At 67.6% G+C, this 15,312-nt stretch carries 17 protein-coding genes; 9 read left to right on the top strand and 8 right to left on the bottom strand.

Annotated features, from left to right (window positions below; all coding sequences use genetic code 11):
• The first annotated feature begins 86 nt into the window (after window positions 1-86).
• Entirely contained in the window at window positions 87-1,199 is a 1,113-nt protein-coding gene (gene serC / locus IEV96_RS15270) for a phosphoserine transaminase (protein WP_188511597.1), read from the top strand.
• Window positions 1,200-1,326: 127 nt separating this feature from the next.
• On the top strand, window positions 1,327-1,548 hold the full coding sequence (locus tag IEV96_RS15265; protein ID WP_188511596.1) for a DUF2530 domain-containing protein: 222 nt from the start codon (window positions 1,327-1,329) through the stop codon (window positions 1,546-1,548).
• Here the strand turns inward: IEV96_RS15265 and IEV96_RS15260 are convergent, their stop codons facing one another.
• Together IEV96_RS15260 and IEV96_RS15255 are read right to left on the bottom strand one after the other, a co-directional pair.
• Window positions 1,549-2,103, bottom strand: coding sequence for a DUF3027 domain-containing protein (locus IEV96_RS15260; protein ID WP_188511595.1), 555 nt, complete (start codon window positions 2,101-2,103; stop codon window positions 1,549-1,551).
• A complete protein-coding gene (locus IEV96_RS15255; RefSeq protein ID WP_188511594.1) occupies window positions 2,096-2,479 on the bottom strand; it encodes a cold-shock protein in 384 nt (127 codons plus the stop codon). Before IEV96_RS15255 ends, IEV96_RS15260 begins: the two co-directional genes overlap by 8 nt.
• 65 nt (window positions 2,480-2,544) lie before the next feature.
• Between IEV96_RS15255 and IEV96_RS15250 the strand changes: the two genes are divergently transcribed.
• Genes IEV96_RS15250 through IEV96_RS15240 form a run of 3 tightly spaced genes read left to right on the top strand, consistent with a single transcriptional unit; the run spans window position 2,545 to window position 6,313 of the window.
• Entirely contained in the window at window positions 2,545-2,811 is a 267-nt protein-coding gene (locus tag IEV96_RS15250; RefSeq protein WP_188511593.1) for a hypothetical protein, read from the top strand.
• On the top strand, window positions 2,798-4,642 hold the full coding sequence (locus IEV96_RS15245) for a helicase-associated domain-containing protein (protein ID WP_188511592.1): 1,845 nt from the start codon (window positions 2,798-2,800) through the stop codon (window positions 4,640-4,642). The genes IEV96_RS15250 and IEV96_RS15245 overlap by 14 nt, the downstream gene beginning before the upstream one ends.
• A gap of 9 nt (window positions 4,643-4,651) precedes the next feature.
• Complete coding sequence (locus tag IEV96_RS15240; RefSeq protein WP_229733447.1) at window positions 4,652-6,313, top strand: DNA repair helicase XPB; 1,662 nt, start codon at window positions 4,652-4,654, stop codon at window positions 6,311-6,313.
• 84 nt (window positions 6,314-6,397) lie between these two features.
• Here the strand turns inward: IEV96_RS15240 and IEV96_RS15235 are convergent, their stop codons facing one another.
• Entirely contained in the window at window positions 6,398-7,150 is a 753-nt protein-coding gene (locus IEV96_RS15235) for a pyrimidine reductase family protein (protein ID WP_188511591.1), read from the bottom strand.
• The gene (folP, locus tag IEV96_RS15230; protein WP_308419495.1) at window positions 7,147-7,992 is read right to left on the bottom strand and encodes a dihydropteroate synthase; all 846 of its coding nucleotides are present in this window, start codon (window positions 7,990-7,992) and stop codon (window positions 7,147-7,149) included. Before folP ends, IEV96_RS15235 begins: the two co-directional genes overlap by 4 nt.
• A 76-nt stretch (window positions 7,993-8,068) precedes the next feature.
• Between folP and IEV96_RS15225 the strand changes: the two genes are divergently transcribed.
• Genes IEV96_RS15225 through IEV96_RS15215 form a run of 3 tightly spaced genes read left to right on the top strand, consistent with a single transcriptional unit; the run spans window position 8,069 to window position 10,765 of the window.
• Window positions 8,069-8,761, top strand: a complete 693-nt coding sequence (locus IEV96_RS15225) for a response regulator transcription factor (protein ID WP_188511590.1) — start codon at window positions 8,069-8,071, stop codon at window positions 8,759-8,761.
• A 14-nt stretch (window positions 8,762-8,775) separates the two neighbouring features.
• The gene (locus tag IEV96_RS15220) at window positions 8,776-10,437 is read left to right on the top strand and encodes a sensor histidine kinase (RefSeq protein ID WP_308419494.1); all 1,662 of its coding nucleotides are present in this window, start codon (window positions 8,776-8,778) and stop codon (window positions 10,435-10,437) included.
• A 37-nt stretch (window positions 10,438-10,474) separates the two neighbouring features.
• Window positions 10,475-10,765, top strand: coding sequence for a WXG100 family type VII secretion target (locus tag IEV96_RS15215; RefSeq protein ID WP_188511589.1), 291 nt, complete (start codon window positions 10,475-10,477; stop codon window positions 10,763-10,765).
• A gap of 66 nt (window positions 10,766-10,831) precedes the next feature.
• On the opposite strand, the gene groL is transcribed toward IEV96_RS15215, so the two are convergent.
• The 4 genes from groL to IEV96_RS15195 all read right to left on the bottom strand — a co-directional run bounded on the left by groL (window position 10,832) and on the right by IEV96_RS15195 (window position 13,947).
• On the bottom strand, window positions 10,832-12,460 hold the full coding sequence (groL, locus tag IEV96_RS15210) for a chaperonin GroEL (RefSeq protein ID WP_188511588.1): 1,629 nt from the start codon (window positions 12,458-12,460) through the stop codon (window positions 10,832-10,834).
• A gap of 191 nt (window positions 12,461-12,651) precedes the next feature.
• Window positions 12,652-12,858, bottom strand: a complete 207-nt coding sequence (locus tag IEV96_RS15205; RefSeq protein ID WP_184233174.1) for a cold-shock protein — start codon at window positions 12,856-12,858, stop codon at window positions 12,652-12,654.
• A gap of 179 nt (window positions 12,859-13,037) precedes the next feature.
• On the bottom strand, window positions 13,038-13,610 hold the full coding sequence (locus tag IEV96_RS15200) for a LytR C-terminal domain-containing protein (RefSeq protein WP_188511587.1): 573 nt from the start codon (window positions 13,608-13,610) through the stop codon (window positions 13,038-13,040).
• Window positions 13,611-13,614: 4 nt separating this feature from the next.
• Complete coding sequence (locus tag IEV96_RS15195; RefSeq protein ID WP_188511586.1) at window positions 13,615-13,947, bottom strand: DUF3263 domain-containing protein; 333 nt, start codon at window positions 13,945-13,947, stop codon at window positions 13,615-13,617.
• A gap of 170 nt (window positions 13,948-14,117) precedes the next feature.
• Between IEV96_RS15195 and IEV96_RS15190 the strand changes: the two genes are divergently transcribed.
• Window positions 14,118-15,236 (top strand): heme/hemin ABC transporter substrate-binding protein, encoded by a 1,119-nt coding sequence (locus tag IEV96_RS15190; protein ID WP_188511585.1) that lies wholly within the window; start codon window positions 14,118-14,120, stop codon window positions 15,234-15,236.
• Window positions 15,237-15,312 lie beyond the last annotated feature (76 nt).

Raw genomic sequence — 15,312 nt, 5'->3', positions numbered from 1 at the left:
AAGACTACTTGTTTGATAACCCCTCTCATTGACGTTGTATGTCGTGCGGCGGAAAGTGCGATCGTTTCGGCTCCTACAATTGGAAAATGTCGTCGATCGTGATTCCCACAGACCTCCTTCCCGTCGATGGCCGCTTCGGTTGCGGTCCGTCCAAGGTGCGACCCGAGCAGCTCGCCTACCTCGCCGGCGCCGGATCGTCGATCATGGGCACCTCCCATCGCCAGGCCCCGGTGAAGAACCTCGTCAAGCGCGTGCGCTCCGGTCTCTCCGACCTGTTCCTCCTTCCCTCGGGCTACGAGGTCGTAATGGGCAACGGCGGATCGACCGCGTTCTGGGACGCCGCCGCCTTCGGCCTCATCGAGAACCGCAGCGAGAACCTCACGTTCGGCGAGTTCGGCTCCAAGTTCGGTGCCGCGGCGGCCGCGCCGTGGCTCAGCGCGCCGCACATCATCAACGCGCCGGCCGGTTCGCGCGCCGAGATCGAGGTGCTCGAGGGCATCGACACCTACGCGTGGCCTCAGAACGAGACATCCACCGGGGTCATGGCTCCCGTCACCCGGGTCAACGGCGACGCCGGAGCGCTCACCGTCATCGACGCCACGAGCGCCGCCGGCGGAATCGACTTCGACGCCAGCCAGGCCGACGTCTACTACTTCGCCCCGCAGAAGAACTTCGCCTCCGACGGGGGCCTCTGGTTCGCCCTCTTCTCCCCCGCCGCGATCGAACGCGTCGAGCGCATCGCCGCGAGCGGGCGCTACATTCCCGAGTTCCTCTCGATTAAGAACGCGATCGACAACTCGCGCCTCGAGCAGACGCTCAACACCCCGGCGATCGCGACGCTGCTCATGCTGGAGAACCAGGTCGAGTGGATGAACGGCAACGGAGGCCTCGCCTGGGCCGACGCGCGCACGAAGGAGTCGTCGGGTGCGCTGTACGAGTGGGCGGATGCCGCGGCTTTCGCCACACCGTTCGTGCAGAACCCCGACCACCGTTCGCAGGTCGTCGTGACCATCGACTTCGACGAGGCGATCGACGCCGCGAACATCGCGAAGGTGCTGCGCGCGAACGGCATCGTCGACACGGAGCCCTACCGCAAGCTCGGCCGCAACCAGCTGCGCGTCGCGACGTTCACGGCGATCGAGCCGAGCGACGTGCGCCAGCTGATCGCGTCGATCGACTACGTGGTGGGCGCGCTCTAACGGTCCTGCCGGTCGGGTAAAGCGGTCGGCGGCCGCTGCCGTTTGGCACCGATGCCAGTGTTCGAACGCCCGCATCCGCGCCGAACGACCGCACCCGCGCGGAGCGGGCGGGCCGTAGGCTGGCCGCATGAAGCTGTGGCTCAAGGACTCGGAGCGCAAACCCGATCCCGTGCCGGTGAAGACCGACGACCGGAAGGCCGTGCTCACCGGGCTCGCACTCTGGATCGTGGCGCTCGTCGTGCTGCTGATCGTGCAGCCGGAACCGGCGCTGCTCTACACCTGCGCGACGGGCATCGTGCTCGGGCTCATCGGCCTGATCTACACGCACGCCCGCCGCAACAGGGCCTAGCTACTTCTCGTCGTCTGCGACCGGTTCGGCCTCGGGCTCGGGCAGGTCGAGCTCGTCGATGTCTATACCGTCGACGTCGCCGCCGTGCACCACGTGGATGACGTGATCGTCGTCGTCATCATCCTCGTCATCGTCGTCGTCGTCTTCGTCGGCCTCTTCGTCGTCCGACTCGTCGTCGTCGGTCTCGTCGGCGTCGTCGTCCGTGTCGTCGTCGGGCTCGTCCGTGTCATCCGCATCGTCGACTTCTTCGCCGGCGGCGATCTGCGCGGCCTTGTACTCGGCGAGGCGGTCGCTCCACGGCACCCAGTCGGGAGACAGCAGTGCGCCCTCGGCGGGCATGAGCTCGACCTCGAGCACGCTCGGCTCGGCTCCCTCCAGCGAAGCGACGCTGACCGTCCACTTCCAGCCGGGGTAGCCGGGCATCGCGCACTCGAACAGCACGGAGACGACGCCGTCGCCCTCGTCTACTTCGCCGGCGGGGTCGCCGACGGTCTCGACCGGAGTGATCTCGAGCAGCGCCGCGTAGGCGACGTCAAACTTCGTCGACTCAGGCATCGAGCTCGTCTGCAACCTTGCGCAGCATCTGCGCGATCTTGCCGCTGTGGCTCTTGTCGGGGTAGCGGCCGCGCTTGAGGTTCGAGCCGATGCCGTCGAGCAGCTTGACGAGATCTTCCACGATGATCGCCATGTCGTCGGCCGGCTTGCGGTTCAGCTTCGCGAGGCTCGGCGGCGACTCCAGCACGCGCACGGACAACGCCTGGGCACCCTTCTTGCCGTCGGCGATGCCGAACTCGAGCTTCGTGCCCGCCTTGATTCCTACCGTGCCCGCAGGGAGCGCGGACGCGTGCAGAAAGACTTCCTGGCCGTCATCTGCACTGATGAAGCCGAAGCCCTTCTCTTCGTCGTAAAACTTAACCTTGCCGGTTGGCATCGCGTAACTCCCTTATGAATGGTGCTCAATCGTAGAGGCACCACTGTGGCCCTATCCTTGGTACCGTGGCCAAAAATACCGCGGTAGACGTCAATCGTAACGAACGCATCATCGCCTACATGCTCGCGTCGGCAATTGGTCTCTCGGTGCTCGCGATTATCGCCATCCTCGCCGGTACCGGCCTCGGTGTGCGCGACTTCGACGAGGGCATCTGGCCCGTCATCATCATCCTGCCCAACATCGGTTTCCCCATCGGGATCCTGTTGCTCATCGCGCTCGTCATCGTGAGCGCCCGCCGGAAGAGCCGCGCGGCCAGGGATGCCAGCAACTAGCAGTTCCACCCTCGCGCTCGCCGGTCGGCTGCGCGCACTGGGTGACTCCGAGCTCGGCGCCCTTCTGCGCGCCCGCTCGGTGCGCGACGTCGGCATCGGCGACTACTTCGACCTCGCCGAGAAACTGCTCGACCGCGCGTCGGTTCAGACCGCCCTCTCGGCCCTCGACCGCCCGACGCTGACCACGCTCGCGGCTCTCGCCGAGTTGGGCGCGGCAACGGTTCCGCAGATTTCCGCGCGGCTGACGGCGCTCGGTGCGTCGGTGCCGGATGACACGGTCGCCGAGCACCTCGCCACCGCACAGGCTCTCGGGCTCGCCGGCGAAGACGACACCGGGTTTGTCGCGTGGGACGCCGTGATCGAGCAGCTCGCCGAGTGGCCGTCGCTCGGCCTGCCCGACCTGGTCGAGCTGGCAACCGCGTGGGCGCCGGAGCACCACGAGTCCGAGCCGCGTCCGACGACCGACGGGCTGGCCGCCGATCACGCGTTCGCCACCACGATGGCCGTCGCCGAGCTCGTGGCGGAACACCAGCACGAGCCGGCGCGCGAACTCGCCAAGGGCGGGCTCGCGCTACCCGATGCCAAACGGCTGGCCTCCGCAGCATCCGTCGCTCTCGACGACGTCGCCGACCTCCAGCGCATCGCCGAGCGCGCCGGCCTCGTCGCCTTGGAGGGCGCCCAGTGGTCGGCGACCGCCGAGGCCGCGCCGTGGCTGCTGCTGTCGACGCCCGAGGTGTGGGCGCGGCTCGCGGCCTCGTGGCTGGCCGAGCTGCCCGACGACATCCGCCATCTGCTGGCCGGCCGAACGCACGACCGCTGGGACGAGGAGTTCGAGTCGCTCGTCGCCTGGCTCTACCCGGCCGGCGGCGAGTGGATGCGCGAACGCGTCACCACGCGCATCCGCGACGCAGAACTGCTCGGCATCATCGCCAAGGCCACGCCGTCGACGCCCGGCACCCTCCTTCTGACCGACGGTCCGGATGCCGCGGCGAGCGCGATGGCGAAGCTGCTGCCGCGCGAGGTCGAGCAGGTCTACCTGCAGCACGACCTCTCCATCGTGTCGCCCGGCCCGCTGGCCCCGCGTCTCGACGCCCGGCTGCGCACCATCGCGGCCGTCGAGAGCCACGCGCTCGCGTCGAGCTACCGGGTGTCGCTCGCGAGCGTGAACCGCGCCCTCACCCTGGGCGAGACCGCCGAGTCGATCACCGAGTTCCTCGGCGAGATCTCGCTGACCGGGATCCCCCAGCCGCTCGCCTACCTCATCGCCGACGCCGCGAACCGGTACGGGCTCGTGCGCGTGGGCACCGATGACGCCGGCAGTTACGTGCATTCGACCGACGACAACCTGCTCGGCGCGCTGCTCGTCGACCAGGCGCTCTCCCCGCTCGCGCTGGCGCTGGGCGACGACGGCCGCGCGCACAGTCGCTACGACGAGAGCACCGTGTTCTGGTCGCTGAACGAGGCGCGCTACCCGGTGGCCGTCGAAGACTCTCAGGGCACGATCGTGCCGATCGCCCGCCGCCGCGCCCCCGCGCTCGCGCAGCCCGAGGTGGTCGACCAGGCGGCGAACATCGTCGAACGCCTCCGGCAGCTCGCGCCGGAAGCCCCGGGCGACAACGACCGCGCCTGGCTCGAACGCCAGCTGGACGCCGCCGTCAAGGCCCGCCTCACGATCAGCGTGACGGTGACCGTGCAGGACGGTTCATCCGTCGTCTTCGTCCTGGAACCGACCGGCCTCGGCGGCGGGCGTCTCCGCGGACGCGACCGAAAGGCGGACATTGAACGCACGCTTCCGCTCAGTCACATCACCTCGGTCAGCAGCGCGGTCTAAGCTGTCGAGGTGAATTCGCCCGAAGCACCCGATGGACCCCTGATCGTTCAGAGCGACCGAACGGTTCTGCTGGAGGTGGCGCACCCGCTCGCCGACGACGCCCGCCACGACCTCTCGGTGTTCGCCGAGCTGGAGCGGGCCCCCGAGCACATCCACACCTACCGCATCACGAAGCTGGGGCTGTGGAACGCGCGCGCCGCCGGGCACACCTCGGCCGACATGCTCGCGACGCTGGAGAAGTACTCGAAGTACGCGATCCCGCAGGTGGTGTCGGTCGACATCACCGAGACGGTGGGACGCTACGGCCGCCTCGTGATCGAACGGGACGACGAGGGCGTGCTGTTGTTGACGGCGACGGATGCCGCGGTCTTGGCCGAGATCGCACGGGGCAAGAAGGTCGCCGCCCTGCTGTTCGAGCGCCGCAGCGAGAACACCTACGTCGTCCAGGCCTGGGCGCGTGGGCAGCTCAAGCAGGAGCTGTTGAAGATCGGCTGGCCGGCCGAAGACCTCGCCGGCTACACCCCTGGCACGCCGCACGAGATCGCGTTGGCCGACAACGGCTGGCACCTGCGTCCGTACCAGACCGACGCGGTGAACAGCTTCTTCGAGCAGGGCTCGGGCGTGGTCGTGCTTCCCTGTGGGGCGGGCAAGACCCTCGTCGGCGCCGGCGCCATGGCGGTCGGCAAGACCAACACGCTGATCCTCGTGACCAACACGGTCTCGGCCCGCCAGTGGCGCAACGAGCTGCTCAAGCGCACCACCCTCACCGAGGACGAGGTCGGCGAATACTCCGGGCTCGTCAAAGACGTCAAGCCGGTCACCATCGCGACGTACCAGATGCTCACGGCGAAGCGGAAGGGCGAGTACGCCCACCTCGCGCTGCTCGACGCCCTCGACTGGGGTCTCGTGATCTACGACGAGGTGCACCTGCTGCCCGCGCCCGTGTTCAAACTGACCGCCGACCTTCAGGCCCGACGCCGCCTCGGACTCACCGCGACGCTCGTGCGCGAAGACGGCCGCGAGGGCGACGTGTTCAGCCTCATCGGACCGAAGCGCTTCGACGCCCCGTGGAAGGAGATCGAGGCCCAGGGCTTCATCTCCCCCGCCAGCTGCTACGAAGTGCGCATCGACCTGCCGCAGCAGGACCGGCTCGAGTACGCCGCGTCGGCCGACGACGTGCGCTACCGCCTGGCGGCCACAGCCCCGGCGAAGCTCGACGTGGTCAAGCGACTCGTCGCGAAGCACGACGGCGAGCAGATCCTGGTGATCGGCCAGTACCTCGACCAGATCGACGAGCTCGCCGAGGCGTTGGACGCCCCCGCGCTGACCGGCTCGACGCCGGTGGCCGAGCGCGAGCGGCTCTACCAGTCGTTCCGTGAGGGAACGACGAAGGTGCTCGTGGTCTCGAAGGTCGCCAACTTCTCGGTCGACCTGCCTGAGGCTACGGTGGCGATCCAGGTCTCCGGCTCGTTCGGATCCCGCCAGGAGGAGGCCCAGCGCCTCGGACGCCTGCTGCGCCCCAAGGAGAGCGGCCTACCCGCGAACTTCTACACGCTCGTCGCCCGCGACACCGTCGACCAGGACTTCGCCCAGAACCGCCAGCGGTTCCTCGCCGAGCAGGGCTACAGCTACACGATCCTCGACAGCGACACGCTCGACGCCGCCGCCTGACGCCCGCTGGTTGAGTAGGTCGCTCAGCGACCGTATCGAAACCTCGGTGAGCGCAGTTTCGATACGCGCCGCAGGCGGCGCTACTCAACCAGCAGCGAGCGCCCGCCCGTAACGCAGCAGCAGCGTGCTCGCGTGCTTCAGCACGCGCTCGAGGGTCAGCGCGGCCGGCACGTCGAGCGGCCCGCTCGCGATGCGCTGCGCATCGCCCGCCTCGAGGCGTGCGCTCAGCGTGAGACACAGCTCGTCGACCGCGCCAGCCGCGATGAGCGAGCCGAACAGCGACGGACCTCCCTCGCTCAACACGTGGTTCAACCCGCGCCGCTGCAGTTCGGCGAGGGCGAGCGGCACGTCGAGTGCGCCCGAACCCGCCACGATCACGTCGGCGAGCCCGTCGAACCTGGCGAGCCGATCGGCGCTGGCACGCGCGGTCGTAATGATCACCGGCGGCACGGGCGCATCCGAGAATATCGTCGACGAGGGATCGAGATCGAGAGATCCCGAGACGATGGCGAACACCGGATGCGCCGGAAGTCCGCGCTTCTCCCGCCAGCGCGCGCTGGAGTCGCTGACCCGCAGCGCACCGTAGCCCTCCGCGCGCACGGTGCCCGCGCCGACCAGCACGACGTCGCTCACCCGCCGCAGCAGCTCGAACAGGCGCTTGTCCGCCGCGTCGCCCAGCCCGCCCGACAGGCCCGCGGTGGTCGCCGCGCCGTCGACGCTCGACACGAAGTTCACCCGCAGCCACGGCCCGGCCGGCGCGACCAGATCGGCGATCAGCTCGTCGTCACCGAGGTCGTCCATGGGCTCCGGCCACAGCTGGTCGATTCGCGCGCTCATTCGCCCATGTTATGACGCAGGTACACCGGCTCGCGCAGCCCGAGCAGTGCCTCGGTCATCCGCATCGCGGCGACGCTGGCGGCCACATCGTGCACGCGCACGACGCGGGCGCCCTTCGTCACGCAGACGACGGCCGCGGCCAGCGAACCCTCGAGGCGGTCCTGCTTGGCGGCGTCGAGCACCTCGCCCACGAAGTCTTTGCGCGACAATGCGACAAGGGTCGGCAGGCCGATCGCCACGACCTCCTCGAGCCGGCGGGTGAGCTCGATCGAGTGCAGCGTGTTCTTGTTCAGGTCGTGCCCCGGGTCGACGACGAGCCGGTCGAGCGGAACGCCCGCCGCGACCGCCCGGGCCACCCGGTCGCGCAGAAAGTCCACGACCTCGGCCACCACGTCGCCGTATTCGGGGCGCGGCGGTTCCGACCGCGGCGGCGCGAGGCTGTGAGTGAGCACGAGCGTCGCCTCGCTCGCCGCGACGACCCCGGCCATGCGGTCGTCCCAGAGGCCGCTCGTGTCATTGATCACCCCGGCTCCGGCCGCGATGCTCAGCCGGGCCACATCGGCGTTGAACGTATCGACCGACACGACGATGTCGGATGCCGCGTGGATCGCTTCGACGACGGGAACCACCCGGTCGATCTCCTCCTGCAGCGACACCGCGGGACCCCGCCCGAAGGGCACTCCCCCGATGTCTACGAGGTCGGCGCCGTGCCGCGCGGCCGACAGCGCCGCCTCTACCGCGCTGTCGAGCGCGAAGGTCGCACCGTCGTCGTAGAACGAGTCGGGGGTGCGGTTGACGATGGCCATGACGGAGACGCGGTTGATGAGATCCAGCTGCTTCACCTGCCCAGTCTGCCCTCATCGGACCGGCACACACGACTCCCAGACAAACTCCAGACAACTCGCAGATACTGTACGCATGACTGACGGCCCCAAGATCCTGATCGTTGACGACGAACCCAACATCCGCGACCTTCTGACCACGAGCCTGCGTTTCGCCGGCTTCGCGGTGAGAGCGGTCGGCAACGGTGCGGGTGCAATCTCCGCTGTTCTCGAGGAAGAACCCGACCTCATCATCCTCGATGTCATGCTGCCGGATATCAACGGCTTCGGCGTGACGAAGCGCCTCCGGGCATCCGGCTACACCGCCCCCATCCTCTTCCTGACGGCGAAAGACGACACGGAAGACAAGATCACCGGACTCACCGTCGGCGGCGACGACTATGTCACCAAGCCGTTCAGCCTCGATGAGATCGTCGCCCGCATCAAGGCGATCCTGCGCCGCACCATGCAGGACGACGAGGAGGCCGTCATCCGCGCCGGCGAGCTCACCATGGACCAGGACACCCACGAGGTCACCATTGGCTCCGAGCAGATCGAACTGAGCCCGACCGAGTTCAAGCTGCTGCGTTACCTCATGCTCAACCCGAACCGCGTTCTGTCGAAGGCGCAGATCCTCGATCACGTCTGGGAGTACGACTTCAACGGCGACGCGGGCATCGTCGAGAGCTACATCAGCTATCTGCGACGCAAGCTCGACCACCTCTCCGCCGAGCCGATCATCCAGACCAAGCGCGGCTTCGGCTACATGCTGAAGACCACGCGAGCGTGACCAGAAAAGCCCATGTGACTGACGCGCTGACCGCGCGTTGGAATGCGACGTCGCTGCGCACCAAGATGACGACGGTGAGCGTGCTCCTGCTCACGCTCGGCCTCTTGGTCGCCGGCCTCGGCTCGATGTCGGTGCTGCGCACCTACCTCACCGAAGACGCCGACGCGAAAATCAACAGCGTCATCGCGAGCGCCAATTCTGTCATCCGGCTCAGCGAAACACCCGATGGATCGCTCACCTGCGTCGTCAGGCCCACACTGACGTCGTACTACATCGCCGCCGTCGACGAGTCCGGCAACCTCATGTGCACCAACCGCACCGGCGAGACGCCCCACCCCGCTTCGGACGATCTGCGCGGCGCGAACGTGTGGTCGCAAGACAGCGCGGTCACCGTCGACAACGCCCAAGGCTCGGGCCACTGGCGCGTCGTGAGCTCCCCGCGCGCGACCACTACCGGTCACTTCCTCAGCTACGTCGTCGGCTACAACCTCAATGACATCGACGGCGTGATCTCGCGCTACGCGGCAATCTTCATGTTCTTCGGACTCACGGTCGTGATTCTCGGCGGGGCGCTCACACGTCTGCTCGTGACATCCACCTTCAATCCCCTGCGCCAGGTCGAGGCGACCGCCGCCCGCTTCGCCGCGGGAGACTTCACCCAGCGACTCGGCGGCGCCACGCAGAACACCGAGGTCGGCCGCCTCAACCGATCGCTCAACGCCATGCTCAGCCAGATCGACAAGGCCTTCGCCGACCGCGCCAGGACCATCGACCAGATGCGGCGCTTCGTCGGCGACGCCAGCCACGAGCTGCGCAACCCCCTCGTCTCCGTGCGCGGCTACGCCGAGCTGTACCGCATGGGCGCGTTGCAGAAGCCCGAAGACGTCGCCCAGGCCATGGAGCGCATCGAGAAGGAGGCGATCCGCATGGGCGAGCTGGTGACCGACCTGCTCGAACTCGCGCGTATCGACGAGGCTAAGCCGTTGCAGCTCACGGTGGTCGACCTGATCCCGCTCGCGAGCGACGCCGCGCTCGACGCCATGGCGTCGTCTCCCGACCGGGAGGTGCGCGTGCTGGTATCGGAGATCAGCCCGCCCGAGATACTCGACGTGGTCGATACCCCGGATGGCACGGACGCCGATCGCTCGGCGGCCTTGGCCACCGGACCGATCGCTTTCGCCGGTGCGACGTTCGCCCGCCTGCGTCGGCGTCCCCGGGTGATCACGCCCGAGACGATCAGCACCGAAACCGCCTCCACTGCCGCCACCGCACCGCGCGCCCTCGTGCTCGCGGAGGAGAACAAGATCCGCCAGGTGATCACGAACCTGATGGGCAATGCGATGCGCTTCTCGCCCGCCGGTACCCCGCTCGAGATCGGCGTTGAGGCCGACCGCGCGCAGGGGCTCGCGGTCATCTCGGTGATCGACCACGGCGAGGGTATCCCGCCCCAGATTCGCGAGAAGATCTTCCAGCGGTTCTGGCGAGCGGACAGCTCGCGCAACCGCGACACCGGCGGCAGCGGACTCGGGCTGGCCATCGTCGCGTCGATCGTGGCCGCGCACAAGGGCGAGGTCGATGTCGTGGAGACGCCGGGTGGCGGCGCCACCTTCCGGGTCATCCTTCCTCTCCTCCCCGACACCGCAGCGGAGCCGCAGTCCCCCGATCCCGAGGCCTGAGCCTCGGCGCTCTCGTCACGGGGGCTACCGTCTGGGCATGACCAGATACCAGGTAGACAGTGATGAAGTTCTCGGCACGAGCGCGGCCGTTCGCGGCAGCATCTCGCGCATCCAGGCGGAGGTCGGCTCGATGCACGGCCAACTCGTGAACCTGCAGTCGTCGTGGAGCGGCCCGGCCGCGGCGGCGTTCCAGAGCCTCGCGAGCGAGTGGCGCAGCACCCAGCAGCGCGTCGAAGAGAACCTCGCCGCGATCAATCAGGCGCTGGGGGCTGCCGGCCAGCAGTATGCCGACATCGAGGCGACCAACGCGCGCATGTTCGCGCGGTAGGGAAGGTTAACGCGGAACGGGCGGCCTCCGTGAGGAGACCGCCCGTTCTTCTGAAGCTGCGTGGACTTAGAAGTCCATGCCGCCCGACGGGTCGCCCATGGGTGCAGGGTTCTTCTCGGGCTTGTCTGCGACAACGGCCTCGGTCGTCAGGAACAGTCCCGCGATCGATGCAGCGTTGAGCAGCGCGGAACGCGTGACCTTTACCGGGTCGTTGATTCCGGCAGCGAGCATGTCGACGTACTCGCCGGTCGCGGCGTTGAGGCCCTGGCCGACGGGGAGGTGACGCACCTTGTCAGCGACGACACCGGGCTCGAGACCGGCGTTGAGCGCGATCTGCTTGAGCGGTGCGTCGATGGCAACGCGAACGATGTTCGCGCCGGTTGCCTCGTCGCCGACGAGGTCGGTGACCGCGGCGGACTCGAATGCGACCTTGCCGGCCTGGATGAGGGCTACGCCACCACCGGCGACGATGCCCTCTTCGACGGCTGCCTTGGCGTTGCGCACTGCGTCTTCGATGCGGTGCTTGCGCTCCTTGAGCTCGACCTCGGTCGCGGCTCCGGCCTTGATGACTGCAACGCCGCCGGCCAGCTTGGCCAGGCGCTCCTGCAGCTTCTCGCGGTCGTAGTCGGAGTCGGTGTTCTCGATCTCGGCGCGGATCTGCTTGACGCGACCGGCGATGGCGTCGGCGTCGCCGGTGCCCTCGATGATCGTGGTCTCGTCCTTGGTGATGACGACCTTGCGGGCGCGGCCGAGCAGGTCGAGGGTCGCGTTCTCGAGCTTGAGACCGACCTCCTCGGAGATGACCTGGCCACCGGTGAGGATGGCGATGTCCTGCAGCTGCGCCTTGCGACGGTCACCGAAGCCGGGAGCCTTGACGGCGACCGACTTGAAGATGCCACGGATCTTGTTCACGACGAGGGTCGCGAGCGCTTCGCCGTCGACGTCCTCGGCAATGATCAGCAGCTGCTTGCCCGACTGGATGACCTTGTCGACGATCGGCAGCAGGTCCTTGATGTTCGAGATCTTGCCGTTGACGATGAGGATGTAGGGGTCCTCGAAGACCGCTTCCTGGCGCTCGGGGTCGGTGACGAAGTATGCCGAGAGGTAACCCTTGTCGAAGCGCATGCCCTCGGTCAGCTCGAGCTCGGTGCCGAAGGTGTTCGACTCCTCGACGGTGACGACGCCTTCCTTGCCGACCTTGTCGATGGCCTCGGCGATCAGTGCGCCGATCTCGGGGTCGCCGGCGGAGATGGACGCGGTGGCCGCGATCTCTTCCTTGGTCTCGATCTCCTTGGCGGAGGCGATGAGCGCCTCGATGACCGCGGAGGTCGCCTTCTCGATGCCGCGCTTGAGGCTGATCGGGTCGGCACCGGCTGCGACGTTGCGAAGTCCTTCGCGAACGAGGGCCTGAGCGAGAACGACCGAGGTGGTCGTTCCGTCGCCTGCGACGTCATCCGTCTTCTTGGCTACCTCTTTGACCAGCTCTGCGCCGATCTTCTCGTAGGGGTCGTCCAGCTCGATTTCCTTGGCAATCGACACACCATCGTTCGTGATGGTGGGGGCGCCCCACTTCTTCTCAAGCACCACGTTGCGACCGCGCGGGCCGAGCGTGACCTTGACGGCGTCGGCCAGGATGTTCAGGCCACGCTCGAGGCCGCGACGGGCCTCCTCGTTGAAAGCAATGATTTTTGCCATGTGTGTTCTCGTCCTTTCCGGACGTTTGCCTACCGAATTCTTTAGCACTCGGGGCATGCGAGTGCCAGAGACAAAATTAGCACTCGCCCAAGGTGAGTGCAAGAAAGGCGAAGGCTTGCCGGGCGATTACGCGCACCGCGCACAACAATGGCCCGCCTTCGACGGGCCATTGTCACGAAATCGGTCGGACGCTACTGCGCGAGCCGCACCGATTCTGCCTGAGGGCCCTTGCTGCCCGTGCCGATTTCGAAGGTCACGCTCTGACCCTCTTCGAGTACCTTGTAACCCCCCATGTCGATGGCGGAGTAGTGGACGAACACGTCCTGGCTCCCGCCCTCGACAGTGATGAAACCGTAACCCTTTTCAGCGTTGAACCACTTCACGGTTCCGTTCGCCATGTGTTGCTCCTTGGTGCGTGTTCGGTGGTATCCGCACCAGTCGCGGTACGGACATCCCAGAGCGTAGTGAGCGGCAGCGCGCTCCAACAGGGGGTTTGCGGCGTAATCGGCCTAATACTCAAGGATTAAACACGTTCGTAACACTGGATGACACGGGGCCACTGTTCGGCCCGGTGCCGTCAGCCGGCGGGGGTGTAGTCCGAGCCGAGCACGATCGTGACGGGGGCGCCGAGGAACGCGGTGCTCTCCTTCACGTCGCCGACACCGAGAGTGGAGACGAGCCCGCGCGCGATGTCCTCGTCGGCGGGGTTGCTGTAGTAAACGATCGTCTCTTCGATATCGCTCGTCGACGCCGTCGTGGCGCTTCCGATCGGCCAGCCCGCGGCGGTCAGCGTGTCGCTGACCACGGTCTGCTGCCCGACGACGGGAGTTCCGTTGAGCACCGTGATCGTGATGGCGCGCGCGGGGTCGATCGTCGCGGGATCGGTGAGCGGCAGCGCCGTCGGGGTCGACTCGTCTTCGGGCGAGCTGCTCGTCTCGTCCGCCTGTGGGAAGCCGGGGATCTCGAAACGCACGCTGTCGTCGATAAGGGTCACAACGTAGAAACCGCCGACCACGAGGACCAGGGTGGCCAGCGCCGCCCACGCGAACCCGACCCAACCGCCGCCGCGCTTGCGGGGCGCACGGTGGGCACCGACTCGCACGAGGTCTTTGGGCAGGTCGTCGAACCGGTCTTTCGGGTAACTGGCCATAGTTCTAATCAGTCGTTTCGTCTGGCAGGGGGCGAGGGGCTCTATCCACCTGGCGTGAGCTGGTCAACGTGCGGGCCGCTCGGGTCTGCACCCGCGCGTCACGTGCGCGTTGCAAGCGCTTAATGAGCATCGGATCGCGGCGCACGGCGTGCGGCGAGTCGATCACGGTGTTCAGCACTTGATAATACCGGGCGGCGGAAAGGCCGAAGACCTCGCGGATCGCCTCTTCTTTGGCTCCCACGTGGCGGGTCCACTCGCGTTCGAAGTCAAGGACGGCGATTTCGCGGGGCGTGAGGCCGTGCGGCGCAGGCTGATCCGACTCCAAGCTCGCTGCCACGACTACACCTTCCGGGTTTTGCGGCAAGCCTATGACAGGCAAACCGAACGAACGCCCAACCCCACCGGCAGGTCGGCGAGCGCGGACCACACCCGCCGGGCGTAGTTAGGCTAGCCTAAGTACTACCCGATCACGGCCTGCTTCGCCGTTAGACAAAGGACCACCTCCGCATGACCGCTCTCCCCCGGCGCACGGTTCGCGGTGCCTATCTTCTGGCCGCAGCTCTCGTCGTCACGCTGCTCGGAGCCTGCTCGGGGCCGGCCGGCACGGGAACGGAGGCCGCCGTCGGAGACCAGTCGGTGCCGCTCGCCGAACTCGCGCTGCTCGACGATCCGCGGGCGTACGAGGGACCCTCGACGGCGCTGCTCGCCGACTCGTCGATCGACGTCGTGGCCGAGAAGCCCGAGCAGACACTTCCCGCTACCGTCACCTCGCGTGACCTCGACGGAGACACCGAGGTCACCGTGACATCCACCGACCGCATCCTGGGTCTCGACATCTCGGGCTCGATCGCGGCGACCATCTTCGGAGTGGGCCTCGGCGACAACGTAGTCGGCCGCGACGTCTCCACTACCTTCCCGGAGGCGGCCGACCTGCCGCTCATCACCTCGGGCGGCCACGCCGTCAACAGCGAGGCAGTGCTCGCGCTGCGCCCCACCGTGGTGATCACCGACGGCACGATCGGCCCGACCGACGTCATCCTGCAGCTGCGCGAGGCCGGCATCGCCGTGGTCTTCGTCGACACCGACCCGAGCATGCAGGGTGTGGGCGAGCTGGCCCGGCAGGTCGCCGCGGCGCTCGGCGCATCTCCCGCCGGCGAGTTGCTCGCCGCCGACCTGCAGCAGCAGATCACCGACAAGATCACCGAGATCCAGGGCATTGCTCCGAGCGACCCGGCCGACAGGCTGCGCATCCTGTTCCTCTATCTGCGCGGCGGCGCGGGCATCTACTACCTGTTCGGCGAGGAGTCCGGCGCCGACGAGCTGATCGCGGCGGTCGGGGGCATCGACGTCGCCGGCGAGATCGGCTGGACGGGCATGAAGCCCATGACGGATGAAGCGCTGGTGGCGGGCAACCCCGACCTGATCCTCGTGATGACCGACGGCATCGAGAGCGCGGGCGGGGTCGACGGTCTGCTCGAGACGAAGCCGGCCATCGGACTCACTCTGGCCGGACAGCACCGCCGGTTCGTCGACATGGCCGACGGCGAGATCCTGAGCTTCGGACCGCGCACGCCGCAGGTGCTCGACGCGCTGGCACGGGCGATCTACGCGCCGAGCGCCGGCTGAGTGCGCGGCGTGAGTAGGCCGCCCGCGGCCGTATCGAACCCGGTGCGCGGCATATTTTCACGATCGCGCCTGAACG

The sequence above is a fragment of the Conyzicola nivalis genome (assembly GCF_014639655.1).
Classification (GTDB): Bacteria; Actinomycetota; Actinomycetes; order Actinomycetales; family Microbacteriaceae; genus Conyzicola; species Conyzicola nivalis.
This window is presented reverse-complemented; position numbering and strand designations above follow the sequence as displayed.